This window comes from Bacillus sp. FSL K6-0069, assembly GCF_038007785.1.
Taxonomy (GTDB): Bacteria; Bacillota; Bacilli; order Bacillales; family Bacillaceae_G; genus Bacillus_A; species Bacillus_A mobilis.
Genome location: NZ_JBBOXN010000001.1, coordinates 1,059,159 through 1,083,731, shown reverse-complemented (window position 1 = coordinate 1,083,731; position 24,573 = coordinate 1,059,159). Strand labels below are relative to the sequence as shown.

At 35.8% G+C, this 24,573-nt stretch carries 30 protein-coding genes and 1 pseudogene; 10 read left to right on the top strand and 21 right to left on the bottom strand.

Annotated elements, in window-relative coordinates; all coding sequences use genetic code 11:
* The first annotated feature begins 103 nt into the window (after positions 1-103).
* On the top strand, positions 104-601 hold the full coding sequence (hmoB, locus tag MHB74_RS05570) for a heme-degrading monooxygenase HmoB (protein WP_061676557.1): 498 nt from the start codon (positions 104-106) through the stop codon (positions 599-601).
* Positions 602-710: 109 nt separating this feature from the next.
* Here hmoB and MHB74_RS05565 read toward each other — a convergent pair whose 3' ends face one another.
* From MHB74_RS05565 to MHB74_RS29195, 5 genes are all read right to left on the bottom strand, one after another.
* Complete coding sequence (locus MHB74_RS05565; RefSeq protein WP_061676558.1) at positions 711-2,129, bottom strand: PH domain-containing protein; 1,419 nt, start codon at positions 2,127-2,129, stop codon at positions 711-713.
* Positions 2,122-2,598, bottom strand: coding sequence for a PH domain-containing protein (locus tag MHB74_RS05560; RefSeq protein ID WP_061676559.1), 477 nt, complete (start codon positions 2,596-2,598; stop codon positions 2,122-2,124). Before MHB74_RS05560 ends, MHB74_RS05565 begins: the two co-directional genes overlap by 8 nt.
* Before the next feature lie 84 nt (positions 2,599-2,682).
* Positions 2,683-2,979 carry a hypothetical protein gene (locus MHB74_RS05555; protein WP_061676560.1) on the bottom strand — a complete coding sequence of 99 codons (297 nt, stop codon included), beginning with the start codon at positions 2,977-2,979 and terminating at the stop codon, positions 2,683-2,685.
* A gap of 337 nt (positions 2,980-3,316) precedes the next feature.
* On the bottom strand, positions 3,317-4,198 hold the full coding sequence (locus tag MHB74_RS05550; RefSeq protein ID WP_061676561.1) for a hypothetical protein: 882 nt from the start codon (positions 4,196-4,198) through the stop codon (positions 3,317-3,319).
* A gap of 132 nt (positions 4,199-4,330) precedes the next feature.
* Positions 4,331-4,462, bottom strand: coding sequence for a JAB domain-containing protein (locus MHB74_RS29195; protein WP_412783797.1), 132 nt, complete (start codon positions 4,460-4,462; stop codon positions 4,331-4,333).
* On the opposite strand from MHB74_RS29195, the pseudogene MHB74_RS05545 reads away from it, so the two are divergent.
* Positions 4,442-4,522 (top strand): annotated as a pseudogene (locus MHB74_RS05545) (IS3 family transposase); the annotation flags it as partial. The gene MHB74_RS29195 and the pseudogene MHB74_RS05545 overlap by 21 nt on opposite strands.
* Positions 4,523-4,591: 69 nt before the next feature.
* On the opposite strand, the gene MHB74_RS05540 reads toward MHB74_RS05545, so the two are convergent.
* From MHB74_RS05540 to MHB74_RS05510, 7 genes are all read right to left on the bottom strand, one after another.
* On the bottom strand, positions 4,592-5,560 hold the full coding sequence (locus MHB74_RS05540) for a hypothetical protein (RefSeq protein ID WP_061676562.1): 969 nt from the start codon (positions 5,558-5,560) through the stop codon (positions 4,592-4,594).
* 896 nt (positions 5,561-6,456) lie between these two features.
* Positions 6,457-6,720: a CPCC family cysteine-rich protein gene (locus tag MHB74_RS05535; RefSeq protein WP_061676563.1), complete on the bottom strand. Its 264-nt coding sequence runs from the start codon at positions 6,718-6,720 to the stop codon at positions 6,457-6,459.
* Positions 6,720-7,154 carry a hypothetical protein gene (locus MHB74_RS05530; protein ID WP_061676564.1) on the bottom strand — a complete coding sequence of 145 codons (435 nt, stop codon included), beginning with the start codon at positions 7,152-7,154 and terminating at the stop codon, positions 6,720-6,722. Before MHB74_RS05530 ends, MHB74_RS05535 begins: the two co-directional genes overlap by 1 nt.
* Before the next feature lie 92 nt (positions 7,155-7,246).
* Positions 7,247-8,698 (bottom strand): PH domain-containing protein, encoded by a 1,452-nt coding sequence (locus MHB74_RS05525; protein ID WP_061676565.1) that lies wholly within the window; start codon positions 8,696-8,698, stop codon positions 7,247-7,249.
* Complete coding sequence (locus MHB74_RS05520; RefSeq protein WP_061676566.1) at positions 8,691-9,167, bottom strand: PH domain-containing protein; 477 nt, start codon at positions 9,165-9,167, stop codon at positions 8,691-8,693. Before MHB74_RS05520 ends, MHB74_RS05525 begins: the two co-directional genes overlap by 8 nt.
* Positions 9,168-9,246: 79 nt before the next feature.
* Positions 9,247-9,420 (bottom strand): hypothetical protein, encoded by a 174-nt coding sequence (locus MHB74_RS05515; RefSeq protein ID WP_061676567.1) that lies wholly within the window; start codon positions 9,418-9,420, stop codon positions 9,247-9,249.
* 2 nt (positions 9,421-9,422) lie between these two features.
* Positions 9,423-10,004 (bottom strand): TetR/AcrR family transcriptional regulator, encoded by a 582-nt coding sequence (locus tag MHB74_RS05510; RefSeq protein ID WP_061676568.1) that lies wholly within the window; start codon positions 10,002-10,004, stop codon positions 9,423-9,425.
* A 154-nt stretch (positions 10,005-10,158) separates the two neighbouring features.
* Here MHB74_RS05510 and MHB74_RS05505 point away from each other — a divergent pair, with 154 nt between their 5' ends.
* Positions 10,159-10,311 carry a sporulation protein YjcZ gene (locus MHB74_RS05505; protein WP_081110117.1) on the top strand — a complete coding sequence of 51 codons (153 nt, stop codon included), beginning with the start codon at positions 10,159-10,161 and terminating at the stop codon, positions 10,309-10,311.
* A gap of 56 nt (positions 10,312-10,367) precedes the next feature.
* Here the strand turns inward: MHB74_RS05505 and MHB74_RS05500 are convergent, their stop codons facing one another.
* The 6 genes from MHB74_RS05500 to ecsA all read right to left on the bottom strand — a co-directional run bounded on the left by MHB74_RS05500 (position 10,368) and on the right by ecsA (position 16,008).
* Positions 10,368-11,069, bottom strand: coding sequence for a LutC/YkgG family protein (locus MHB74_RS05500; RefSeq protein ID WP_061676569.1), 702 nt, complete (start codon positions 11,067-11,069; stop codon positions 10,368-10,370).
* Positions 11,050-12,480, bottom strand: a complete 1,431-nt coding sequence (locus tag MHB74_RS05495) for a LutB/LldF family L-lactate oxidation iron-sulfur protein (RefSeq protein ID WP_061676570.1) — start codon at positions 12,478-12,480, stop codon at positions 11,050-11,052. Before MHB74_RS05495 ends, MHB74_RS05500 begins: the two co-directional genes overlap by 20 nt.
* 15 nt (positions 12,481-12,495) lie before the next feature.
* A complete protein-coding gene (locus MHB74_RS05490) occupies positions 12,496-13,221 on the bottom strand; it encodes a (Fe-S)-binding protein (protein WP_061676571.1) in 726 nt (241 codons plus the stop codon).
* A gap of 118 nt (positions 13,222-13,339) precedes the next feature.
* Positions 13,340-14,047 carry an ecs operon protein EcsC gene (gene ecsC, locus MHB74_RS05485; protein WP_000634133.1) on the bottom strand — a complete coding sequence of 236 codons (708 nt, stop codon included), beginning with the start codon at positions 14,045-14,047 and terminating at the stop codon, positions 13,340-13,342.
* Between the two features lie 13 nt (positions 14,048-14,060).
* Positions 14,061-15,272 carry an ABC transporter permease EcsB gene (gene ecsB, locus MHB74_RS05480; protein WP_061676572.1) on the bottom strand — a complete coding sequence of 404 codons (1,212 nt, stop codon included), beginning with the start codon at positions 15,270-15,272 and terminating at the stop codon, positions 14,061-14,063.
* Positions 15,265-16,008, bottom strand: coding sequence for an ABC transporter ATP-binding protein EcsA (ecsA, locus tag MHB74_RS05475; protein ID WP_001292604.1), 744 nt, complete (start codon positions 16,006-16,008; stop codon positions 15,265-15,267). Before ecsA ends, ecsB begins: the two co-directional genes overlap by 8 nt.
* A gap of 559 nt (positions 16,009-16,567) precedes the next feature.
* Between ecsA and MHB74_RS05470 the strand changes: the two genes are divergently transcribed.
* From MHB74_RS05470 to MHB74_RS05460, 3 genes are all read left to right on the top strand, one after another.
* Positions 16,568-17,002, top strand: a complete 435-nt coding sequence (locus MHB74_RS05470; RefSeq protein WP_001016840.1) for an HIT family protein — start codon at positions 16,568-16,570, stop codon at positions 17,000-17,002.
* 183 nt (positions 17,003-17,185) lie between these two features.
* Entirely contained in the window at positions 17,186-17,548 is a 363-nt protein-coding gene (locus MHB74_RS05465) for a YtxH domain-containing protein (protein ID WP_000030296.1), read from the top strand.
* Positions 17,549-17,846: 298 nt separating this feature from the next.
* Positions 17,847-18,404, top strand: coding sequence for an HTH-type transcriptional regulator Hpr (locus MHB74_RS05460; protein WP_000834921.1), 558 nt, complete (start codon positions 17,847-17,849; stop codon positions 18,402-18,404).
* Positions 18,405-18,409: 5 nt separating this feature from the next.
* Here the strand turns inward: MHB74_RS05460 and MHB74_RS05455 are convergent, their stop codons facing one another.
* A complete protein-coding gene (locus MHB74_RS05455) occupies positions 18,410-18,745 on the bottom strand; it encodes a DUF1878 family protein (RefSeq protein ID WP_061676573.1) in 336 nt (111 codons plus the stop codon).
* 118 nt (positions 18,746-18,863) lie between these two features.
* Here MHB74_RS05455 and MHB74_RS05450 point away from each other — a divergent pair, with 118 nt between their 5' ends.
* Positions 18,864-19,058 carry a hypothetical protein gene (locus MHB74_RS05450; protein WP_000172690.1) on the top strand — a complete coding sequence of 65 codons (195 nt, stop codon included), beginning with the start codon at positions 18,864-18,866 and terminating at the stop codon, positions 19,056-19,058.
* Between the two features lie 30 nt (positions 19,059-19,088).
* Here the strand turns inward: MHB74_RS05450 and MHB74_RS05445 are convergent, their stop codons facing one another.
* Positions 19,089-19,202 carry a hypothetical protein gene (locus MHB74_RS05445; RefSeq protein WP_002007073.1) on the bottom strand — a complete coding sequence of 38 codons (114 nt, stop codon included), beginning with the start codon at positions 19,200-19,202 and terminating at the stop codon, positions 19,089-19,091.
* Between the two features lie 279 nt (positions 19,203-19,481).
* Between MHB74_RS05445 and prsA the strand changes: the two genes are divergently transcribed.
* The 3 genes from prsA to helD all read left to right on the top strand — a co-directional run bounded on the left by prsA (position 19,482) and on the right by helD (position 23,685).
* Positions 19,482-20,345, top strand: coding sequence for a peptidylprolyl isomerase PrsA (gene prsA / locus MHB74_RS05440; protein WP_061676574.1), 864 nt, complete (start codon positions 19,482-19,484; stop codon positions 20,343-20,345).
* Between the two features lie 126 nt (positions 20,346-20,471).
* Positions 20,472-21,092 (top strand): hypothetical protein, encoded by a 621-nt coding sequence (locus tag MHB74_RS05435; protein WP_061676575.1) that lies wholly within the window; start codon positions 20,472-20,474, stop codon positions 21,090-21,092.
* Between the two features lie 262 nt (positions 21,093-21,354).
* Positions 21,355-23,685 (top strand): RNA polymerase recycling motor HelD, encoded by a 2,331-nt coding sequence (gene helD / locus MHB74_RS05430; protein ID WP_061676576.1) that lies wholly within the window; start codon positions 21,355-21,357, stop codon positions 23,683-23,685.
* A gap of 126 nt (positions 23,686-23,811) precedes the next feature.
* Here helD and MHB74_RS05425 read toward each other — a convergent pair whose 3' ends face one another.
* Entirely contained in the window at positions 23,812-24,468 is a 657-nt protein-coding gene (locus tag MHB74_RS05425) for a CPBP family intramembrane glutamic endopeptidase (RefSeq protein ID WP_061676577.1), read from the bottom strand.
* Positions 24,469-24,573 lie beyond the last annotated feature (105 nt).

The following is a 24,573-nucleotide window of genomic DNA, read 5'->3' as shown; positions in this document are numbered from 1 at the left end:
GGTACATTTATTATTTGAAAAAGAAGTATCTTTATGTATATAATCTTCGAAGTTTTTTAAGAGAGTTGATATAATAGAAACAAACAATTAAGGGGGCATTAAAATGAAGGCTATTATTTCATACGAAACACCTCTAGAACAAGCACATTTCACTGCAAAAAATAATGAAAAAGATATGTTTTATAAAGAAAATACAGAAGAATCTGTAGAAGGCTCACTTAGCTATGACGTACTAGACGCTGTTGGCGAATTTAAAGGACAACCTGGTTATATCGTTTGTAACAACATTTCTGTCACAGACGAAGGTCGCCCAGTATTTGAAAACCGTTTTAAAAACCGCGCAGGCCTTATCGAAAACGAACCAGGCTTCCAAGCAATTCGCGTTCTACGCCCATTAAGTAACGATACATATGTCATCTTAACAATGTGGGAAACAGAGCAAAACTTTAAAGACTGGACAGAATCACGTTCATTCGAAAACGCTCACAAAAAACGCCCTGCACAAGCAGAAGGACAAGGTCAAGCACATCCACATGCGGAACAGCAAAAAAGTATTTTCTCTCGTCCGTCATTTGTGACTACTTTTGATGTGTTAGTTTAAGGGGTTTTGTGCTGTGGTTGCTCCAAGGCTGCGGTACATGAAATTATATCGGCGATTTTTCGAATATATCGACTTATCGACAAATCACGACACAAAAAAGGAAACACCATTACGCACCGGTGTTTCCTTTTTTTTTGTACCAATTATATATACGAAGCGCGTCTTTTTTTCGCATATGCTTCACTTTATATCTATGCCCCGCCACTGATACGGCAGCTGTACATAACTCGTCTTTCTTTTGAAAATACGATTGATTGTATCCTACTGCTTGGACATGCCTTCTGCGCATGATCCCCGTATATTTCGCAAGGCCACGGTATACCATGACTAACTGATTGTCTCGTATCATATATCCACCACTTGTATACCGGGCGTATGAGAGTAACGTAAATATGATAAATAGTGGTATTAACGTGAATAACGCCATATTTTGCTTAAAATATATACTCGCACCGGCAATTGGCACTGCGAGTACAGCACTTGTAATCCAGCCCATTATTATGTAACGGCGTAATGCGGCCTTCGGTAAATGAACGATTTCCTCTTCCATTTCATACGGTAACTGCAAATATGTAAGTAACTGCTGGACATCTTTCTTTTTCATAAAAGGATGTAACATCACTTCCTGCCCTGCTGCTTCTATACTTTGAATAACTTCCACTTCGACAGAGCAATAACCGAACGGCTGACGGAGAATTCCTTCTTTCACCGTAATTGCTTGAATGCGGTGTAGTTTTAAAACAAACTCTTTTTTATCAAATAACCCTTGCACGATGCGAATTTCATTTCTGTTTCGCTCAATTTTAAAGTTCGCATATTTTAACGCATAACCAGCTGTCGAAACGACCCACGAAACCGCCATTAAAATCGCAGCCATAACAATTAATTCATATACACCGTTATCCATCACATACGCTTCTACTTTATTGATGAGCCATTTTGGAAGAAATTCATTAAACTCTGTGTAAATGATGACTAACATAGAAAATACTAATCCGAATCTACCAGATGTAATAGAGGCGAATAAAATTTCTTTCGCTGTTAACTGATAAATTGTCTTATTTTCTGCTGTCGCGGGCTCTTCTTCAGTCACAACACTTCTCTCTTTATGTAATAAAGAAATCAGTTCCTTCGCTTCACTTTCTCTAATGCCAGCTAACATCACTTCCGGTTCAGTACCGCCGCCAGCTACTTCTATGTTTAACTTCGTCAGTCCAAGCACTTGATAAATGATGTTAGAAGACGTACTAATATTTTGCACACGTTCTTTATTTAAGTAACTTTCCTTCTTAACGAACACACCGTGCTTTATATGTACAATATTATTTTCAACCCAGTACACTTTGAAATACCATTTTATAGCTGAGAAAATTGCCATAATAAATATTATGGCCAAAAGAACGAGATGAAAGAAATACCAAGGTTCTACTTGACCATCTGATTTAAATAGAACAAGAAAAATAAAAGGTAACAAAGTCGCAACTCGAATACCTAATAAAATCGTGATCGGATGTTGCCTCTTATACATCCTCATCACTCACTTTCGCAAGTTCTCCAATTTGTCTTTTCAGCTGCTCTGCTTCTTCTTTCGTTAAGCCTGGAATACTATGAGAAGTTGCTGCTGTTGAAATATGTAATTCTGCTAAATTATACTTTCTCATAATTGGTCCTTGTTCAATCGTTACGTGCTGCACGCGCATCATCGGAATAAGTACACGTTTTACAACGAACATTCCTTTTTGAATCTCAATCTCTTCTTCATTTAATCTGTAACTATAATAGCGTTGACGTAAATTTGGAAAGACGAAATAATCAAGCGGGATAAATATAATAGCACCTGTTACTAACAAACCAAACAACCAACCCCACCAATTAAAATTGATCATAAAAAAGAAATATGCAATTACGACTGCTAGTATAACTGCCGCCCCAATTAAAGCATGAATTCTCCACACTTTCAGCATATTAGAATGAATCTCCCTTTCTAACGGCTGCATCTCATCACTCCAATTATATGAATTTATTAATTATATATTAGCAGAAATTAAGGTTTTATATACAATTTTGTAAAATTATAGTTTTTACATCGTATCAATCATTTCTTTAAAATTCCCTTCATTAATCGCATACACATGAAACTGAATATAATCTATTTCATTCGTATTCGGACGGGCGTATGGCAAAATGTTAAATTTAGAAGCTGATCTTCCTAATATATCTACAATCATTAAAGAAACGTCAATATATTCGAAATCTATACGGAATACTACTGCTTCTCCTGTAAATTCATAGTCTTTAATCGCATCATAAGATTTATTCGCACTAATTAACGTTATTTTTAATAGTTGATTCAAATTTTCTGGTTTAAAATTAATCATATACGTAACTCCTTTTTTTAATAAAACACTATGAAAACAGTGTAATCTTATCATTTCATAGCTTTACACATATAGTATATAAAAAATAAAGCTAGTTTTTTATAAATTTTTTGATATAATTACTTACGGGAAACGGGAGGATATTTATCTTCCCTTGTGTTTTTATTTGCATCTAGTACTTTTGCTAGATGCCTTTTTTTTATGCTAACAAAACTTGAAAAGATACCCTCAAAATATAACTAAATAAAAATAGCTGTTAAAATTGAAAGAACAATTTTAACAGCTATTAATTTAACATTACGCAGACTAGTCACTCCTATGATAGTTGGAGTTTTAACTAATATTGGTACGTTTCTCCAGCTGTTGTCATTAATGTAACAGAACCATTAAATTTAACATGATAATCTACAATATGTGTTATATGAGTTTCCTTATTCTCATATATTCTACCACCGTAGCCTTGTTCTGTATTCATACCTGAATCTGGCATAATTCTTACATCCGCTTTACTTAATGGATTACCTGCTAAATATTTCTCTAACGCTTTCCTTACATAAGGTATTGCTTCCTCATCACTTTTTATATCAACTTGTTTTGCTTCTTCAGCACGCTTTTTCTCTTCAACTTGCTTTTTCTCTTCAGCCTGCTTTTTTTCTTCAGCTTCTTTTTGGTTCTTTTCACTCTCTATTTTTGTAAGTTCCATATCCACTGTCGCCATTAATTGCGTAACTTTTTGATTATGATCTTTTAATTTCTCATTTGTTGCTGTTTCTTGCTGAACAGTACTTAATAGTTGCTTAGCCTCATCTAAAGATTTATTATTTATTAGTTCTTGCGCTTGAGATAATTTGTTATTGTACGTATCCAAGGTGTCCTTATTAGACTTTAGCTCGCCTTTCATTTTTTTAGCATCTTCTTTAAGGGAGCTTATACCACCTTTAGTTTCCACTACTTCTCCAAAAAGCTTATTCGCTTCATCCCATTTCTGCTCATCCTTTGCCTTCATTGCATCCATCCATTTTTTAGTTTGTGTATGCAAAACCTTTGCTTCGTCACTTTTTTCATCTAATGCTAAACTAAATGATGCCAACGCCTTGTCATACTCCTTATTAGCTAGTGCCAATTTCCCTTGTTCTATTGCCTTTTCAGCTGTCTTATCCCCACATGCAGCTAATAAAATAAAACATGAACATATAATTCCTAAAACTCTAAGCTTCATAACTCTCTCTCCCCTACTATTATGAATATCTCTTCTAACTTAATAATCATACCATTATTTTATATAATTATATAAATTTCACAATTTTGATTACTCACTTTAAATGATACATTTATAATTTCTGCAAGCTTTTTATCGATAGAAGCTTAGATGATTATAAGCAACCATAATAAAAGCTGAATTAGATACAATTTCAAGTTTCAGCACATCTCTAGGATGAACGATGCTTCCATTTAAATTTCCTACATGACGTATTACAATCATTATAAATACCAATGGAAATAAAAAAAGATGACCTCTGTTGAATACAGAAATCATCCTCTTTATATTGATAACCTTTTCTCAAAATGTCCTTTACAAAGGGTACAGATTCATCGTGTACTTTCCATCAATTTAGTGCAGTTCAACGATTGTACCATCTTCGAATACTTTAAATACACCAGTAAATCCTGGTCCACCTGCACCTTCTACTTTATATGTCGTATGCACTCTTATTTGATAATATTTCTTTCCATTCTCTACTTGCGTATTTTCTAGAGTGTAATCATAGTCTTCTTTATATTCATTTTTAATATATTCTTTCGCTTTCTCAAAAGTAAATGCATTTTGATTCTTTCCTGTTTCTACTTTTTGGTTCTTTTCTGTCTCAGTTTTGCCGTTCTTTTCTGTTACTACCTTCTGATTTTTTTCTACCTCAGTTTTTTGGTTCTTTTCTGTTGCTACCTTTTGATTTTTTTCTGCCTCAGTTTTTTGAGTCTTTTCTGTTGCTACCTTTTGATTCGTTACTACATTTGTTTTTTGTGCTTTCGCTGCTGCTTCATTCTTTGCCGTTTTTTCTTCTTCATTTATTTTAGTAACTAATCCTACCGCTTTTTTATTATATTCTTCAAGTTTTTTGTTATCTTTTGTTTCTGCAACTAGCTTATTTAATATCTCTTTCGCTTCTGCATAATTTTTCTTACTTATTAACTCTTCACTTTTCGTCAGTTGCTCGCTATACTTCTTGTTTTGCTCTAAGATGGCTAGTAATGCTGTGCGTTCTTCCTTTGCTTGTTTTACAAGCGTAGCATTTCCATTCTTCATGTTCTCTACTTTTTCAAATGACTTGATTGATTCTTCTACCTTTGTTTCTTCTTTTAACTTCATTGCTTCTATCATTATTTTCGTTTGTTCTACAAGCATCATTGCATCTGAATCATCTTTTTTCTCACCTAGCGCTTTTTCAAATGATGATAAGGCATTTTTATATTCTTTATTCGTTAACGCGGTCTTTCCTTCATCCATTACTTGGTCAAAATTCCCATTGCTACATCCAGCTAACATTAAAAACGTAAGTCCAATTACCATTAATAACTTTTTCATTTTTTCTCCTCCTATATATCCCTAAAACAATAAATAACAGCATATGTATAAAAGTCTGTGTAGTAATTAGACTGAAAATAAAGATGTACTTTGTGTGTGGGAAAGGAAGTACATTTCATTTACTATCATTACTTAAAACTCCTAAATAGTTGGTAGTTGGTTTTCTTCTTCTTTTAAAGACAGAAAGGAATTTTAATAATGTGCGTAAAGATCTCACCAGACTCTTTACTACACACACTCTTATACACATAGAAAAACTATTTTTAGGTTGCTATTTTTTTAGCTTTACATATCCTCACTTTGTAACACACTGAAAAACAAAAGAAAACAATCCGTAACATAAGTTACATTTTGTAACTTTTCTGTAACACAAATGTAACATAAGACTTTAAAACATACAATAGTTTTTTTACATTATTTTCCCCAGTCTATATTTTCAGGCAATAATCAGGTTCCAATCCTTAAAAAGCATACAGGTATCTCTCCTCATTATCATCAAGTTGAAAAATAAATACTCTGAAACAAAAATCCCTTACGCTAAGCAAAGCTAAATAAAAAAGCCAACTTCTTTACATGAAAAGAAATTGACCTTTTATTTTATTCACGTTAATCCCTATGTATTAAACAATTTATTTATTAGTCTCAAAAACTACAAACAACCATTTATGAAACCCGCCTAACGTATCGTAAATCCAAGTTTTTAATGAAATAATCCATTAGCGTTTGAGATTAACCAAAAAGCCTGCTAATGAAAGTAGGCTTTAAATAATGCCGTATAAATTATATTTTTTAGAGTATCAAATTAATAATTTGCCAGTTCATTTTCAGGAGTTTGAATAATAACAGGATTTTTTCCTGGATTAATCCATTTTAAAATATCACTGACATTTTACTTATCAAACTTGCTTCCAACTAGCATCCTTCACATCTTCACTAGTCGGCTTTCTAACTGATTTCACAAAAGCTTCCTCACAAGCACCAAATGCAATAAAGTTTTTCTGTGCTTGTCTTAACGAGACTTCATTCGCCCCGCCTTCAAAGTCAGGATCGTTAAACTGGACCTCATCATCTTCCCAATAACATATATTGCAAATCTCATATGTACCTGGTGGTTCTTCTTCTATTGTTTTATATCCGCAGCATGGACATGTGTATTTCATTATTTCACTCCATTGTTAACTTGTTTTTTCTCCCATATATTCCGCCCCATAAAGAATGTAACAGCACAAATCATAGTTATTACCATGAAAGTAGTATTAGAATCTTCATATGTAGTTGGAATTCCAACCGTTACGGAAACAATACTAACAGCTAAAAGTAAATATAATAATAAAGATATAATATAGCTTAGTTTAAAACGTAAAATGATACCTCTAAACAATAGTTCCCCAAGTAGACAGCCACCTAAAATAATTGGCACTCCGAAATACAATGTAAGGACTCCCATTTGCGCAGTAGATTGAATTATCTTTCCAATTATGTTCGGCGAAGTCATCTCATCATTTCTTCCCATCCTATCAAATAAATCAAGTGCCGTTACTGAAATAAAGAAACTTAATATAGAAAATGAATACGGTATTAAAAATTTGCTCACTCTCATTCACCTCGCTTTTCCTTCCCCATATATTATTCATTATTTTTATATAAAAAAATAGCCCATCTTCCGCAAAAGACGAGCCATTCTATTTAATTCTCACTTAATTTCTTCTTATACCAATCCTGCATTCTCTTCGCATCTTCTACTCTCGTATGCTCTAGTTTATAATTCGATGATGCGTTAGAGAACTTATACGTACATAGATTTGCACGGCGCTGGAAATATGATTGTGTCTTTTCCATTGATTGGACGTGTCTTCTTCTAACAAGTCCTGTATATTTTCCGACGCTGCGATATACAAGCGTAATTTGCTCTGCGTTTACACCGTAACCATTTGTTTTAAATGTTGCGTATCCCAGTATAAAGATGAGGATCGCAAGTGGAATTAATGCCCACATGATGAAGTGCTTTTCAGAGTATATACTTATTCCAATAAGCGGGATTGCTAGCATTGCGAAAAAGATGAGACTATCAATGAGATAGCGGCGTAATGCTGCTTTTGGTAATGAAATAATGTTTGTATTCAGTTCATATGGTAGTTGTAAATGTGCGAGTAACTGTTGTACGCGATCTTTTCGAATGATAGGATGCAGTGTAACTTTTTCTTTTTCGTCACCCATTCCTTTACTTTGAATCACTTCTACTTGCACAGCACAATAACCAAATGGCTGACGTAACATACTTTCTTTTATCGTAATACCTTGAATACGGTGCAATTTTAGGACGAGTTCTTTTTTCTCAAGTAATCCTTGCGAAATGCGGACTTCGTCATTCCTTCGATTCACTGTGAAATCTCCATGTTTTAGCGCATAACCGATTGTCGATATAATCCACGAAAGGACGATCAAAATGGCTACCATGAAAATCCAGCCATATATATCATGTTTCATTACATACGACTTTACGCCATTCTCTATCCATTTCGGAATGTACTCATCTACTTGGTGGTACACGAAAAAGATTAACGAGAATAATAGTCCAAACTGACCAGATGTAACAGACGCTAATAAAATCTCTTTCCAAGTTAACTTGTATTCTGTCGATTGTTTTTCCTCTGTAACAATTTCTTTTTCTACTGTATGTTCTACTGCTTCGTCTAACGTTTCTTCTGCTTTCACTTCTGGAGTTGGCTCGTTTAGCAATGCAATAAGCTCTGTTGCTTCTTCTGCTGTAATACCAGCTAAGCTAACTTCTGCATCGTCGCCCCCACCAGCTGTTTCGATTTGAATTTTCTTTAAGCCAAGCATTTGATATAACACGTTAGAACTTGTATTAATTGTTTGCACACGTTCTTTATTTAAGTAGCTCTCCTTCTTCACAAAGAGCCCTTGTTTCACATGTAATACGTTATTTTCAACCCAATATGTTGTGTAGTACCATTTTTCAAACGCTGAAAAGACGGTGAGTAAACCGAATGCAGCGGGAATTAAATACCAAAACGGGAATTTTCCATTTAAGCTAAACATGAAAATAATGAGTGGTATAAAGTCTGTTATTTTTAATTCTAATAACATCGTGATTGGATGCTGCCTCTTATACATCCTCATCACTCACTTTCGCCAATTCTGCGATTTTCGTTTTCAACATTTCTGCTTCATACATCGTTAAGCCTGGGATGCTGTGAGAAGTTGCCGCTGTTGAAATGTGTAATTGTGCTAAGCCATATTTTCTCATAATCGGCCCTTGTTCAATCGTAACGTGCTGTACACGAATCATCGGTACTAATACACGCTTTACGACGAAAAGACCGTGCTGAATTTCAAGTTCTTCTTCATTTAGTTGATAGCTATAATAGCGCTGACGAAGTTTCGGGAATACGAAGTACTCCAGTGGCGCTAGTGCAACCGTTAACCCGATTAACACGTACAAAATCCACGCCCACCAATCAAACTTTATCATGAGGAAAAGGTAAGCTAAAATGACGAGAATACCGATCCCTTCTTCCATTACAGCACGAACTTTCCACACCTTGACCATGTCAGGGTGAATTTCATTTTTCAATGGATCCATGTAACCACTCCAAATCTAGTAATCTAATATATGAATACTCTCAAATTATATTTTACATAACTTTACAGAAAATTAGTATTTATTCTTCTTTATCTTTCTTCTCAGGAATAAAATATCCGAACCAAAGTAGCCAAATAAACCCTATTAACTTCATCCAACTTCCATCCGCTTGAAAAGCTTCAATCATACCTGGTATTTTATAAATCCCAATGAATCCAAGAAAACCGAGCCACCAGTTTTTTTGCATTTTCACTTTTATTCCTCCTTCATTACGTTTTTCACATTTCGAATCCAAATCTCTTTATACTTTAACTGGAATCCCATGAGCATGTAATTACTCATATTATCGATTACGAGCGCTAACGTATGAGCATTTTCTTCTGTTGCATGTTGTGACACAACGTCAAGTTCCACACCTTTCTTCAATAAATCGTGGAAACCATTTAAGAAATCTTCTTGTATTTCAAATAAACGTTTCTGATACTTTTCATTTCGCGATGCAGTTACGATAAATTCATTTATAACACGTAATATTCCTTCTTGCCCTTCATACTCAGAGAGCATATGTAACCCATCGGCAATTAACTTTTCTGCAAAGTTTTCTTTCGTATATTGTCCTTTATCGAAATAACTCACGAAATGATACCCAGAGAAAATTTCTTCAAATAAAAAATCAACTAGCGCTTCTTTAGAAGAAAAATGATAATAAATAGCCGGTTTTGAAATACCTACCTCTTTCGCAATCATAGAAAGGCTCATCTTCTCAATGCCATGCTCTGCCATAAGTTTAAATGATGCCTCTACAATGTTTTGCGATGTTTGTAAATTCTTTGTCATACTGTACCTCACTTTTTTTACTTACCGGTCGGTAAGTAAATTATAAAATGAAACGAAATGATTTGCAAGTTAGTTAACATTGCAAAAGGTTTTTTTTGGTAAATGCAGAAAATATAAAGTAAAAGCAACATATAACAATAAGGAGGACATACATATGGCACTTGGCGGTAAAGGCGGTAGTGGTGGCACTGGCGGCGGTGAAGCTGGACAAGATGGTAAGGGCGTTAGTAGCGGTTATATCATACTCATTGTGCTCTTTATCATATTAATCGTAGCTGGAGTCGGCTATAGTGGGATTGGTCTTTAACTTTCATCAGTAAGAAAAGCACTGGTTGTATTAGCGGCCAGTGCTTTCTATTTTCATTATTGATCATCCACAATAATATACGCTGTTCGGATTGGACCATGTACACCTACGACAAGGTTCATTTCAATATCTGCGCTATTTGATGGACCAGAAACGAAATTTACACAAGCGGGTAGTTTTTCCCCCGCTTCATTTTGATCATGGATTTGTTTTGCAGCTTGGGTTAATCTTGGTACGATCGTACTTTTAGGAACAATTGCAATGTACGACTCCGGAAGAAGGCTAACATGTCTTCCTTTTAACCCGTCATTAAATAGTACGACGGTTCCTGATTCTGCCAAGGTCATATCGCTGAACGTAATACCAAGGTCAGCAGCTTTCGCAAATGCTATGTCCTCTTCTTTCTGATCCGATCCCCACATACGAAAATGTGTTGCACCTTCATTTTTGAAAAGTGGCGTAAGACCGTATTCATGAAAACGCTCATCGTTCGCATACATAGCGGATGTAATATTCCATTCTTTTAGTAAAGACCCCAATGATTCAACAAGATTTTCTTTCGTTGTTCGCTTTACTTCTGTATGAATGACTTCGCAGTGCTCTATTAACTGTAATACAAGTTCGTCTTGCGCGAGTCCGTCAAAAACAGTCCACTGCGGGGCAAAAGACCATTTCGGTTTTTCCACTGCTTCAGGACGTTTTCTACCAAGCTTTTCTGATAACTGGAGTAAAAATTCTTCACGATTTTGGATGGCCATCATCGTTCTCCTTTACGTGTTTTTCAAACCACTTTCGAAACGGTTGTTTTTTCGGAACTGGGAAATCTCTCGCATCCGTCCACGCTTTTAACGGCCCAATGCCGCGCTCGATTTTATCACCTTTCGCAAGAGGTTTTAATGCATACGGAGCGCTCTTCGCCGCAAAAGAAAATAAGCTAGGACTCTTCACTACTTTTTCGAAACCTTTCATCGCCGCGTTCCAAGCTACAGGTGATCGTTTTTCTTCTACAATGCGGCTGCGATGTTTAATTAATAAGTCGTGTAACGGGATTTTCACTGGACATGCTTCTGTACAAGCACCACAAAGACTAGATGCATAAGGTAAATCCTTATATTCATCATATCCCCCTAAAAGCGGTGTTAACACAGCTCCAATTGGTCCTGGATAAATAGAGCCATATGCATGTCCGCCAATATGCCTGTATACAGGACACACATTAATACATGCTGCGCAGCGAATACACTGCAGTACACTTTGGAATTCTGTCCCTACAATATCAGAACGGCCATTATCCACAATGACTAAATGAAATTCCTCAGGTCCATCTGCCCCGCCAGGCTCCGTTAATCCGGTAATATAACTCGTTAACTTTTGTCCTACAGAACTTCGGCATAGAAGTGTTACTAACACATCAAGCTCTTCCCATGTTGGCACAATACGCTCCATCCCCATAACGGTAATTAACGTTTTCGGAAGTGTCGTAGTCAGTCTTGCGTTTCCTTCGTTTGCCACGATAGAAATGGACCCGGACTCTGCAACCGCAAAGTTACATCCAGTCACTCCTATATCCGCTGCAAAGAAATCATCACGTAAATAGCCTCTTACAAACCTCGCCATTTCCGTAGGGTCAGATGTGCCAGTGTAATTTAACTTTGTTTTAAATATTTCACAAATGTGTTCTTTATCTTTGTGGAGGCACGGAACAACAATATGTGACGGCGGATCGTGGTCGTTCACTTGTAGAATAAATTCAGCAAGATCTGTTTCTAACACTTCCGCTCCAGCTTCTTCAATTGCTTCATTTAAACTGATTTCTTCCGTTACCATCGATTTTGATTTCACAATTTTTTTCGCGTTTTTCTTTTTTACAATTTCTTTTACATATTCCCTTGCGTCTTCTGCCGTCTTGGCAAAATAAACAAAACCACCGTTTTTCTCAATATTTTCACTTAGCTCATATAAATAATAATCAAGATTTTCTAATGTATGCTTTCGAATTTCTTCTCCTAAAGCTCGCCATTCTTCCCAATTCCCAAGACTCTCAGTCGCTTTTAATTTCTTGCCCCTAAGACCATCTTGCGCTTTCCTAACAGCCTGCCGCATAAATGGATCGCCAATGCCGGTTGCAGTACGCTTATGAAAGGGATCGTTCCCAATTCTCATTCCCATCTGTATATCCCCCTCTTATTTTCGGTCCTCATTTAATACTTGAGCAATATGTTTTACATCAATTGGATAGCCCTGGCGTGTTAAACGTCCTTTTATATTCATTAAGCAGCTACAATCCATCCCAATTAACACCTCTGCACCGGTTTCCATAATATGCTTTACTTTTTCATCGACCATTTGTTCAGAGATTTCTGGCATCTTTACTGAAAATGTCCCTCCAAATCCGCAGCAATCATAATTATGCGATAGCGAAACTACTTCCAGTCCTTTGACACACTTTAATAATTTTTGCGGTGGTTCTTTAATTCCCATTAATCGGCTCATATGACAAGATGTATGAACTGTTGCTTTTTTATGAAGCACCGCACCTAAGTCTTCTTTCCCTAATACTTCAACGAGAAATTGTGTAAATTCATACGTTTTCTTCGCAAGCTCCTCCGCTTTTTTCTTCCATTCCATTTCACTGTCAGAAAATAAGGTAGAAAACTCATGAACCATCATCGCGCACGAACCCGATGGTGCCACAACATACTCTGAATGAGCAAAGGTTTCAATCATATGTTTTGCCGCTGTTTTCGTTTCTTTCACGTACCCGCTATTATAAGCAGGTTGTCCGCAACAAGTTTGGCTTTTAGGAAAATCCACTTCACACCCTAAATCTTCAAGAATTTCGACGACATCACTTCCGACCTCTGGATAAAAAACATCTGCCACACAAGTGATAAATATTGATACTTTCATATTTGCACCCCTAAATACAGTAAAGTAACTCCATTTGTATATTATTGGTAAAAAGATGAAAATTATGAATAAAAATAACAAAAAGCACCCTACATTACACATGTAGAGTGCTTTCTTTTTAATTTCTATTCAGTAATCGCATACGATAACAATTCATCGTCACTTCTCCGAGTCTTTGCAGTAATTGATAGTTCGCATACGCGCCGACCGGAGCACCGATTATTGGTACGAGCTGAAGCATTTTTGCTAAATCGATATAGTCTCGGTACTCTGTTTGGAACTTTTCCCAGTCCATATGATTTTCTTCTTCTGTATCCCACGTTTCGATTGCTTTCCATATTTCTTTTCGGTGGTCGTCACTGGAAAAGGCAAGCTGAAAAACGTGAAGGATAAAAAGGCGCTCTTCTTTGTTACTCGTATCAAATCCGTACAACGTTGCTGCATCAAATAAAAATTTAATTTTAATGCCTAGTAGAAGCGGAAAGTCAGCAAGACCGAGGAGAATACCGCCAGCTCCCGTCCCTGCTCCTTCTGCCGCTGCTATTTTTTTGTACTCATCCATTTTTTTACGTACTTCATCGTCTCTTCTTTGCAATGACCAGTTCGTCTCTTTTAATTTCGGCTTTATAAAGTTTGATCCAGCACTAATCGTTTGCACCATCATCCGAATCGTTTCTGTTAATACTTTTTGCACTTTCGCCGGAATAAGCTGTTGTACTTTCGTCTGCACTTTCTTAGAGAACCGTGTCATCATAGAAGAATCTTTCATGAATGTAGCTTTCCACTGCTCCAATTCTTTTATAACCTTCTCTTCATATGTAATCATAGGTTCATTCCCTTCAATTTAAACGCTCAATACGTTTCGCCCCGTATTGATAAACGAAACCGATACTAAATACTATGCTTACGACTAATAAAATTCCCGTCATCATGAAATCTTTCGTCGCAAGGGCAAATATAACTGTAAATATCACGCTACCGATAATAAGGATTGCATTTAATAAGACAAGAAAATCTTTCTTCTTCTCTTCTCCCCCGACCGGATACAAATCAAGCCAAATCTTCATTCGGTGATGTTTCCATAAAGTTAAGAGCTGATAACCGATTAAGTATAGGAAGATAAAACTTACGATAAATCGTCCATATAAAAACGGAATGAAGTAAAGAATAACTCCGCCAAGAGCGAGCAAACGCACATATAAGCCGAAATAGTTACCAGATCGTAAAAACGTTCTCGTATATAAATATAAATAGGTACGCTTTTCACCGATCATTGAAAGAATGAAATCAAGCCATTTTCTACGTGCTACTCTTTCTTTTAATGCTGGTACGTCAACGAACATGTTCGCGATGCGGTACAGCAGCATCATTTTCTTACCTTCTTCAGAAATTAAATACTCCCAGTTTAGTGGCTTTCCCTTCACCATTTGATGCAGTACTACGAGGTATAACACCATGAGAAGGACGGTTCCGCCAATAAACATAACGGAAGTACGTTCTACAAGGAAGTATACAAATAAGCCGTTTAAAATAAAACGAATGAACCAATCAGCTCTTTGTATATTTTGATCTGTTAAAAATGACTTTTCCCATGCAACGAATAAGTTCCACGCTTTTACGATGACAAACGCGAGTACAATCCATATGTAAGCCGCTCCTGTTTGCTTCATTTGCTGGAAGTATAACGGGGCAAGCGCTGCCGCTACGATTGCGATTATGTATAACTGAATCATAAACGTAAAGAGAAATGCCTTTGTGAAGTATGGTTTTAACTTTTCTTCAACTGGCAGTAAGTAAACGAGATCCGCTTCTTTTAATAACGTTTGAATGGATCCGGCCGTTAATACGAGACCGAGTAACACTGCCATAACGAGCGCCGCCGGAAACGAAGCTGTTAACGTTTGTAACCATTGCTGGTAATAATACGCTCCTGCGCCGATGATAAATACGAAAATAAATTTCAAATGATCATTAAATACGTATTTACTATATGTACGAACTTCTTTTAGAAAGTGACGAAATCGTTCTTTCCATAATACTGTGCTATTCATAATCTTCTTCCTTCGTTAATGCAATATAAATATCATCTAACGTTGCACCTGGCATATTAAACTGTGATTGCAGTTCAGATAATGTTCCCATCGCTCTTACTTCACCTTGATGCAAAATAATGAATGAATCACAATAACGCTCTGCCGTCGCTAAAATATGTGTACTCATTAAAATACCTGCGCCACTCTTTTTCATTTGATCCATCATTTGAAGGAGTGATTGAATCGCTAACGGATCAAGTCCAACGAATGGTTCGTCCACAATGTAAAGAGATGGCTCCACTAAAAACGCACTCATAATCATTACTTTTTGTTTCATCCCTTTTGAAAAATGAGATGGAAACCATTTTAAACGATTTTTCATACGAAATTCTTGTAATAGTTGTCCTACACGTTCTTCGTATTGTTTTTCATCGACACCGTACGCCATCGCTGTTAACTTCAAATGTTCTTCTAGCGTTAGCTCGTCATATAATACTGGTGTTTCTGGGATGAACGAAAAACTAGAACGGTACGCTGTCATATCATCACGAATTGTTTTTCCATTAATTGTGACAGTTCCTTTTTTCGGTTCCATTAAACCGATAATATGTTTAATCGTCGTACTTTTACCCGCTCCATTTAAACCGATTAAGCCGACAAGTTCGCCTTTATTCACAGAGAACGAAACATCTTTTAGTACAGGTCGTTTCGTATATCCTCCTGTAACATTTTCTACACGCAATAACTCGCTCATACGACACCACTTTCTTCATTAGTATTCATTCTATATTCATCTTACCAAAAATAGCGCTGCACTACATAGTATCGATGCCCTCAAAAAAAATTTAAATTTGTTCGCATATATTTTTACGAAAGCGGACATCATAATTAAGGAAGAAGGAACACATTGAAAAAGCAACCACCAATTGATGAGTACAACAACATAGTGAAGTCATCATGAAATGGGGTGTCCATGTTGGACAAAGAAATTTACACATAACCAGATCATTTGTTTCATTTTAGAAACGGGGTGTCTCCGAAAGAGCATATACTGTTTTAAAAAATAAACAATTTCCCTTTATAAAGATTGCAATTCATTTCACTTGAAAATGGGGTGTCTACGGCAGAAACTTTAGCCGATTTACCGTGCATTTCTTAAATAAATGAGGTGTCTGCGAAACGTAAATTACGATAATGCTTTTTCAATCCCTCTTCAGAAAACAGGAAGCTGAGTCAGCTTCCTGTTTTTCGTGTTTGTTCTCTTATGTAATTATGATAAAATACGGCTAAGGATATTTGAAAGGATGAGATCAATGAATCATACAGCGGACAATTGTATTTTTTGTAAAATTATTGATGGGCAAATCCCTTGCTCAAAAGTATACGAAGATGAACATGTGCTTGCATTTTTAGATATTAGTCAAGTAACAAAAGGACATACCCTTGTTATTCCAAAAGTTCACAAACAAGACATTTTTGCGTTAACGCCAGAAATCGCATCACACATTTTTTCTGTCGTTCCGAAAATCGCAAATGCGATTAAAGCAGAGTTTAATCCAGTTGGCTTTAACCTACTTAACAATAACGGTGAAAAAGCTGGACAAACTGTGTTCCACTTCCACCTTCATTTAATTCCACGCTACGGTGAAAACGATGGTTTCGGTGCTGTTTGGAAATCACATCAAAATGAATACACAATGGAAAATTTACAAAACATCGCAAGTACAATTGCAAATAGTGTGAAATAGTGACACTATAATAAGAAGTAATACATAACAAGCCACTTTCCTAAAGTGATTACATATTGCACGGCTTGTTTCTCCACTCAAGATGCCAGGGACTGTGCACTGCACACTTTTTTCCCTTGTCTTAAAGATATGCATATGTTTTCACATCATGAATACGAACAAAAAATAAGGAGGTTTCCTTTTATGTCAAAAGCTAAATCCTTTATTACAGGTGTCATTTGCGGCGGAGCAGTTGCTGGACTAGCCGTTCTTTTCTCTACTCCTTCTTCTGGTAAAGCTATGCGCGGTAAGCTGAAAGAAAAAGGAACTGATATTAAAAAGACTTTAGCTGATATTACAGCTGATACAAAATTATTAAAACGTCAAATCGTTGAAACTGCTTCAGAAGGTAAAGAAGTGTTTCAAGAATTAAAAGACGATATGCAAGACACGCTTTCGAACTGGAAGCAAGACATTTCTCAAAACAAACGCCATATTGAGAAAGAGATTTTGGACATTCAAAAATCAATTGAGAAACTACAAGAAGCTGTTCCGGAAAAAGCGTAAACAAATTCCTGCTTAGTTTTTTGCATATAACAAATATTTTTTATATAAATTGACCTTAACACGGCATATCACACAGATATGCCGTGTTTTTATGCATTTACAATATATGTTATCACTTAACATGTATGGACAACGCATGTATTCACGACTCATAAAACGCTTCCATAGTTATGCATGATTTGTATAGAATGTCATTTTTCCAAAAAATTTTCACAATTCTCACAAAAAGACTTTATTAATTTTTATTTTACTGGCATAATAGATAGTAATGAAAAAGAATGTTAAAGTGGGTGAGTAAATGAAAAGTGGAGAAAAAGATTACTCGGTAAAAGAAGCAATGATTTTCAGCCAACGCATTGCTCAATTATCGAAAGCGTTATGGAAATGTGTAGAGAAAGATTGGCAACAGTGGATTAAGCCTTACGATTTAAACATTAATGAGCATCATATTTTATCAATCGCTTATCATTTAAAAGGGGCTTCTATTTCTGAGATTGCTAAGTTTGGAGTTATGCACGTATCAACGGCGTTTAACTTCTCGAAAAAGCTGGAAGAACGCGGCTATCTTGTATTCTCGAAAAAAGAAGATGATAAACGAAATACGTACATTGAGATTACAGACAAAGGGGAAGAATTACTACTTCGCTTAATGGAGGAGTATGATCCTGAAAATAACTCTGTATTTAATGGGGCTCTTGCACTTCGTAATTTCTATGGTAAGTTCCCAGAAAATATCGAACTTATCGCTATCTTGCGTAACATTTACGGACAAGACTTCATCGATATTTTTGAGAAATCATTAGAGAATATTGAGGAGAACTTTACGGAAACCGATCAGAAGTTAGTTAAGAAGTAATCTATTTATTTTTTCGCAATCATGCTTAAGAATTCATTCATAAGCGGGTTAAATAAACCTTGTTTTGCTAGCGCTTCCGCAGTTTCGTGTACTTCGAGCTGATGTGGAAGCGCTTTTTCAAATTGATCTAACAGCGCATCGAACAACAGAAGCCCTTCTGCTTTCTCCACTACATATTGCTCGTTCAGTATTTCACAAAGATTTAGTATATGTTCAATATCTTTTTTGCGAGCTTTTTTCTTTATGATTAAAGAATAAAATGGACACTTTTCTTCATCAATCATTTTAAATAGTAGGTCTACGTAGTATTCAGCTTGTTCTAATCTTCTAACAACGTCCATTTTCTCCCTCACTTTCTAACACAAAGTCTTCTATTTCTGAATTTTATAACACGAACAAAATATCGTATGATACAATATATAAAGTATATGTATTTTAGCCAAAAGGAGGTCTCGCCTCATGACACTTATAACAGTTGTTTTTGTCGCATTCGCACTTCTTGTTATATTTTACACGAATTTTATGACACATACACTGTGTGAACGAAAACAAATAGCTGCGAGCCGCCAACCCGGTGTCTTTCGGGTTATTAATGTATGTATAACAATTTTATTAATTTCTAGTTATATAGAAATTATATTTCATGGAAAGTGAGGAAGGAAGCCCCTTCCTCACTTTTTTCCTCTATAAGCAAATTATACCTACTATAACCAATAAAATAAACAGTACAAGTAATAAAATAAGTTGAGAATTCATCCCCATCCCCTCCTCTTTTCTGTATATGCGGCATGCGCCCAATATGGAACACCTTCAAAATCTGACACATACTGGTTAAATTTTCTTTATCAATATGAAATCGAGTCGAAATATGATATATTAAATTTTGTACATATTGCTTATACTATGAAATAAATGACACGCATCTTAACTTTATCCTAAAGCCTCGGTAAGCCCTGTTAAGCGCGCTTTACCAATACAAAAAGCAAAAGTATCAGTGAGACTTAATCGGGCTCTTATGAACTAAAATTCATTGGGTAGGATAAATTAAAAATACATAATAGTAGGAGTGTTTATCGAATGAAGAAAGCTATGCTTGCCTTAGCCGCAACAAGTGTAATCGCATTATCAGCATGTGGAACATCATCATCAGACAAAATTGTTACATCTAAAGCTGGTGACATTACAAAAGACGAGTTCTACGAGCAAATGAAAACACAAGCTGGTAAACAAGTACTAAACAACATGGTTATGGAAAAAGTACTTATTAAAAACTACAAAGTTGAAGACAAAGAAGTAGACAAAAAGTTCGATGAAATGAAAAAACAATACGGTGATCAATTTGATACACTATTAAAACAACAAGGTATTAAAGAAGAAACTTTAAAAACTGGTGTGCGTGCTCAATTAGCGCAAGAAAAAGCTATCGAGAAAACAATCACTGATAAAGAATTAAAAGATAACTACAAGCCTGAAATTAAAGCAAGCCACATTCTTGTAAAAGATGAAGCGACTGCTAAAAAAGTTAAAGAAGAACTTGGACAAGGTAAATCTTTCGAAGAGTTAGCAAAACAATACTCTGAAGACACTGGTTCAAAAGAAAAAGGTGGAGACTTAGGATTCTTCGGCGCTGGTAAAATGGTTAAAGAATTCGAAGATGCTGCTTATAAACTGAAAAAAGATGAAGTAAGCGAGCCTGTGAAATCACAATTCGGTTACCACATCATTAAAGTAACAGACATTAAAGAACCAGAAAAATCTTTCGAACAATCTAAAGATGACATCAAAAAAGAAATCGTTCAGAAGAAAGCACAAGACGGCGAATTCATGAATGATCTTATGATGAAAGAAATCAAAAAAGCTGACGTAAAAGTTGACGATAAAGATTTAAAAGATCTTTTCAAAGAGCAAAAAGCTGACGCTAAAAAAGACGAAAAGAAATAATGAAGTGAAAAAAGCTTGGGCTTCGGCCCGAGCTTTTTTATTTTGTAATTTTTATCCTCCTATTTGCGAGCAACAGGATAAATGAAAAAGGCTTGGTAAGAATATATCTAAAAAAGGAGTACGGAAATGAAAAAAATAATCTTTTTCCTCTTACTTATAATATTTTCTATTGGAACCGCCGAGAAAACATCTGCTCATTCTACAAAAAAATCAGTTAAAGATACATTAGAAGTCTCTGCGCATCAAGAATTATCAGTAAAACAAGCGATTGAGTTGGCATACCCCTCTGCACTTAAATGGAATAAAAATGCTCAATTTTTACAGGCGGTTAATATAGACAAAGATAAACCCGAGAAGTCAATTGGGAGTAACGGTAAAAGAAAGTACTGGAATATTGATTTCGGAGTGCCAGATACGAACAAGCTATTTTTAATCACAATCTATGAGGGGAAAATTGCTGAAGCGCAAGATATCACCCGAGATGGTGATTCACCTTATCCTAGAGAAGAGTTTATAAAGTTAGAAGATATTCACTACGATTCTCCCCATTTACTAAAAAAAGCATTAAAAATCGGTAGTATCCATCCCGGTAAAGATTGGGCAAAAGGTTATAATTTCATGCTAAAAAAAGACACTAAGATGAACATTCCCCTAATGTTAGTAATAGGCTGGAATAAAGAACAGACAAAAATGAAAGCTGCTGGTTTTCATGTAACAACCGGAGAATATGTTCCACCGCAAAATTGATTTTTGGTTCTCCCCCTTTTAACTAATAGACGCTAAAAATCGAACTGAAACAGACTATAATCTACACAAAAAAACCTTGATTCCATCACATACGGAACCAAGGTTTATCTTATTGTCATTGATTAAATGAAAAAACTATGTTAAATTAGTACAGAAACACGTTTTCGAAAATATACAGAACGTATTTATCCGTATCTTAATTGTACACCAAAACACATCTTCAGTCAACCTCTATTTTTCACTTTTAAAGGAGTGCTTACGTATGAACAAAAAACTTGATTTAGAGCAAAAACGATTGGATACCGTAATAGAAACGATTACGGAGCAAATTAATAAACTGGAAAACGAAACTGGCAGACGCCGGGCAGAAGTAATCCATATTCGTAAACACTTTTGGGATGACGTGAAAGTGAATACTGATACTTTCGATGATTATCTTGAAACAGTTATCAACTTAAGACAACAAGCTCAGTCACTAGCTGTCACACAAATTACCCATAAGCACACCTTTAATCGACTTGCCGCATTAAGACGTATGCATAAAGCACCTTATTTCGGACGAATTGATTTCAAAGAAGAAGGAGAATCTGCTGCGGATCAAATTTATATCGGCGTCGCTACACTTACTGATGCAAGCGGAGAAAACTTTCTTATATATGACTGGCGCGCACCTATCTCGAGTGTGTACTACGATTATCCACCAGGACCTGCTGAATACAGTACACCAGGCGGCGTAATCCACGGTAATGTGGAGAAAAAATTACAATATATTATTCAAAATGGCGAGATTGATTCTATGTTCGATACGAGCCTTACAATTGGTGATGAAATCTTGCAACAAGCGCTCGGAAAAGGTACGAACAAACATATGCAGAGCATCGTTGCTACAATTCAGCGCGAGCAAAATGAAATTATTCGTCATGATGAAGGCCGACTCCTTATCGTGCAAGGAGCTGCTGGTAGTGGTAAAACGTCAGCTGCCCTGCAACGAATCGCCTACTTACTATATAAATATCGCGAATGGTTAAAAGCTGATCAAATTATTCTCTTCTCCCCTAACTCTATGTTCAACAGCTACGTATCTAACGTACTACCTGAACTCGGTGAAGAAAATATGCAGCAAGTGACATTCCAAGAATATTTAAACCATAGACTAAGCAAGTCATTTGACGTTGAAGATCCTTATGAACAATTAGAATATATGTTAACGGAAACGGATAGCCCTACCTATAAAACAAGAAATGCGAGCATTCGATTTAAAGCATCTACTCAATTTTTTGAGATGATTCGAGCGTATAGACAATCTCTTGAATCTTCAGGCATGCTATTTAGAGGAATGAAATTTAGAGGAAAGCTAATTGTTTCTGCTAAAGAAATTACTGAGCAGTTTTACAACACTGACTCCTCCCTCCGCTTCCATAATCGAATTGAAAAGTTAACGGATTGGCTAAATAAACAAATAGATGCAATTGAAAAAGCAGAACTGAAAAAGCCTTGGGTAGAAGAAGAAATTGAATTACTTAGTAAAGATGAATACCAAAAGGCTTATAAATATTTACAGAAAAAAGGCGAGTTTGACGACAACTCCTTTCATGATTTTGAGAAAGAAACGAAAGTACTTGGACGTATGATTGTCCGTAAAAAATTGAAGCCACTTCGTAAAGGCGTTCAAACATTGCGTTTCATCAATTTCACAGGCATATATAAACAACTCTTCACAGATGCATCATGGGTTACTGGGGAAAAACCGAAAGAGTGGGATGACATTTGCTCCTTAACAGTAAACATGCTTGATGAAGGAAAGCTATATTACGAGGATGCAACGCCATTTTTACTTTTAAAAGAATTAATTGAAGGCTTCCAAACGAATAGATCGATTAAACACGTACTCGTAGACGAAGCGCAAGATTACTCACCGTTTCAATTTGAGTTTTTAAAACGTCTCTTCCCTGCTGCAAGAATGACTGTACTCGGAGACTTTAACCAAGCGATATTTGCCCACGCGAGTGAAGCAGTGAATTTCAACACACTTACTAGCTTATACGGACCAGATGAAACGAACGGCATCAACTTAACTCGTAGCTATCGCTCAACAAAACCAATTATTGAATTTACACGTGCTCTCGTACCGGAAGGAAAGAACATTCACGCCTTTGAACGTGACGGCGAGAAACCTACAGTGACGAAAGTATCGAATGACAGCCAGCTGCACGAGCATATTACTGCCAAAGTTGCTGACCTACAAAAAGAGCAGCACAATACGATCGCAATTATATGTAAATCTGCAGCTGAAAGCGCCGCTGCCTACGAAGCTCTTCGTCATATCGAAAATATTAAACTTGTGAAAAGTAACTCAGCCGAGTATGAGCAAGGCATTGTCGTGATCCCTGCTTACTTAGCGAAAGGTATCGAATTTGATGCTGTTATTATTTACGATGCTTCTAAAGATGTATATAGTGATGAGAGCGTTCGTAGATTGTTCTACACAGCTTGTACGCGCGCAATGCATGAATTACAACTTTATAGCGTTGGCGAGGTTAGTCCTTTTATACTTGGGGCTGATTCGGAGAGTTTTGAAGTTATTACACCTTGATGCGAATCAAGGTGTTTCTTTTTTTAAACAAGTATGACCTCATCTAAATATTAGATGAGGTCATACTTGTTTTATTTTGCAGTAATATATTTACATGTACTTCTGTTCACACGAAACTCGAATTTTTTATTTTAGAAAAAATTGTATAAATGCTAAACTATCATAAATATAATGGCAAATCCAACTTACCCAAACACTATTGGATTTTTTCCATACATAATTTAGTGCCAATCTAATTGGAATTATAGTTATTAATAACTGCATTGGCACAAATCCATAAGCTGGAATATGCCATAAAGCGAACAAGACACTACATATGATTGATGCTGTTCCGAATTTCAACCCTAATTTTTGTAATGCAAGAATTCCATTCGTACAAAGCAACTCTTCGCCCATAAGCATAAATGGTACGCGGAATAAAATCATAGAAATACTTATTACTTCTGCAACAGAATTTTTAGTTGCTGGTTCAAAAATGTAATTGAATATAGCGCCGGAACCTACACCTACGATAACTACTAAAGGTAAACCCCAAAGCAATGTCTTAAATTTAAAATGTTTAAATTGCTCTAACGATATTTTCCCTAAAAAATAGTATCCAATAATTCCACATAATACAAGATTCCATAGAGCTTCAAGAATCATTCCTAATACATTAGGTATAGCATCTCCCAAAACATTTCCTAAGAACTGATATGTAATTCCGGTAATCATCAATAACCCTAAAGCCAAGAGAGACTTCGAATCAAATTTTTTCTCTGTTTCTAAAAGCTTTGTTTCCACAACAACCCCTTCTTCCTCATTATTCAGTTAATTCCGAATATATTATAGCACAACGACCTAATATCTATATAGAGAATAAATGGAAGGATTTTGAAGATATTATGA

Excerpts from the sequence above, each read along its gene's own strand:
- hmoB (WP_061676557.1), top strand. The coding sequence starts at position 104 with ATGAAGGCTATTATTTCATACGAAACACCTCTAGAACAAGCACATTTC.
- MHB74_RS05565 (WP_061676558.1), bottom strand. The coding sequence starts at position 2,129 with ATGTATAAGAGGCAACATCCGATCACGATTTTATTAGGTATTCGAGTT.
- MHB74_RS05560 (WP_061676559.1), bottom strand. The coding sequence starts at position 2,598 with ATGCAGCCGTTAGAAAGGGAGATTCATTCTAATATGCTGAAAGTGTGG.
- MHB74_RS05555 (WP_061676560.1), bottom strand. The coding sequence starts at position 2,979 with ATGATTAATTTTAAACCAGAAAATTTGAATCAACTATTAAAAATAACG.
- MHB74_RS05550 (WP_061676561.1), bottom strand. The coding sequence starts at position 4,198 with ATGAAGCTTAGAGTTTTAGGAATTATATGTTCATGTTTTATTTTATTA.
- MHB74_RS29195 (WP_412783797.1), bottom strand. The coding sequence starts at position 4,462 with ATGATTGTAATACGTCATGTAGGAAATTTAAATGGAAGCATCGTTCAT.
- MHB74_RS05540 (WP_061676562.1), bottom strand. The coding sequence starts at position 5,560 with ATGAAAAAGTTATTAATGGTAATTGGACTTACGTTTTTAATGTTAGCT.
- MHB74_RS05535 (WP_061676563.1), bottom strand. The coding sequence starts at position 6,720 with ATGAAATACACATGTCCATGCTGCGGATATAAAACAATAGAAGAAGAA.
- MHB74_RS05525 (WP_061676565.1), bottom strand. The coding sequence starts at position 8,698 with ATGTATAAGAGGCAGCATCCAATCACGATGTTATTAGAATTAAAAATA.
- MHB74_RS05520 (WP_061676566.1), bottom strand. The coding sequence starts at position 9,167 with ATGGATCCATTGAAAAATGAAATTCACCCTGACATGGTCAAGGTGTGG.
- MHB74_RS05510 (WP_061676568.1), bottom strand. The coding sequence starts at position 10,004 with ATGACAAAGAATTTACAAACATCGCAAAACATTGTAGAGGCATCATTT.
- MHB74_RS05505 (WP_081110117.1), top strand. The coding sequence starts at position 10,159 with ATGGCACTTGGCGGTAAAGGCGGTAGTGGTGGCACTGGCGGCGGTGAA.
- MHB74_RS05500 (WP_061676569.1), bottom strand. The coding sequence starts at position 11,069 with ATGGCCATCCAAAATCGTGAAGAATTTTTACTCCAGTTATCAGAAAAG.
- MHB74_RS05495 (WP_061676570.1), bottom strand. The coding sequence starts at position 12,480 with ATGGGAATGAGAATTGGGAACGATCCCTTTCATAAGCGTACTGCAACC.
- MHB74_RS05490 (WP_061676571.1), bottom strand. The coding sequence starts at position 13,221 with ATGAAAGTATCAATATTTATCACTTGTGTGGCAGATGTTTTTTATCCA.
- ecsC (WP_000634133.1), bottom strand. The coding sequence starts at position 14,047 with ATGATTACATATGAAGAGAAGGTTATAAAAGAATTGGAGCAGTGGAAA.
- ecsB (WP_061676572.1), bottom strand. The coding sequence starts at position 15,272 with ATGAATAGCACAGTATTATGGAAAGAACGATTTCGTCACTTTCTAAAA.
- ecsA (WP_001292604.1), bottom strand. The coding sequence starts at position 16,008 with ATGAGCGAGTTATTGCGTGTAGAAAATGTTACAGGAGGATATACGAAA.
- MHB74_RS05470 (WP_001016840.1), top strand. The coding sequence starts at position 16,568 with ATGAATCATACAGCGGACAATTGTATTTTTTGTAAAATTATTGATGGG.
- MHB74_RS05465 (WP_000030296.1), top strand. The coding sequence starts at position 17,186 with ATGTCAAAAGCTAAATCCTTTATTACAGGTGTCATTTGCGGCGGAGCA.
- MHB74_RS05460 (WP_000834921.1), top strand. The coding sequence starts at position 17,847 with ATGAAAAGTGGAGAAAAAGATTACTCGGTAAAAGAAGCAATGATTTTC.
- MHB74_RS05455 (WP_061676573.1), bottom strand. The coding sequence starts at position 18,745 with ATGGACGTTGTTAGAAGATTAGAACAAGCTGAATACTACGTAGACCTA.
- MHB74_RS05450 (WP_000172690.1), top strand. The coding sequence starts at position 18,864 with ATGACACTTATAACAGTTGTTTTTGTCGCATTCGCACTTCTTGTTATA.
- prsA (WP_061676574.1), top strand. The coding sequence starts at position 19,482 with ATGAAGAAAGCTATGCTTGCCTTAGCCGCAACAAGTGTAATCGCATTA.
- MHB74_RS05435 (WP_061676575.1), top strand. The coding sequence starts at position 20,472 with ATGAAAAAAATAATCTTTTTCCTCTTACTTATAATATTTTCTATTGGA.
- helD (WP_061676576.1), top strand. The coding sequence starts at position 21,355 with ATGAACAAAAAACTTGATTTAGAGCAAAAACGATTGGATACCGTAATA.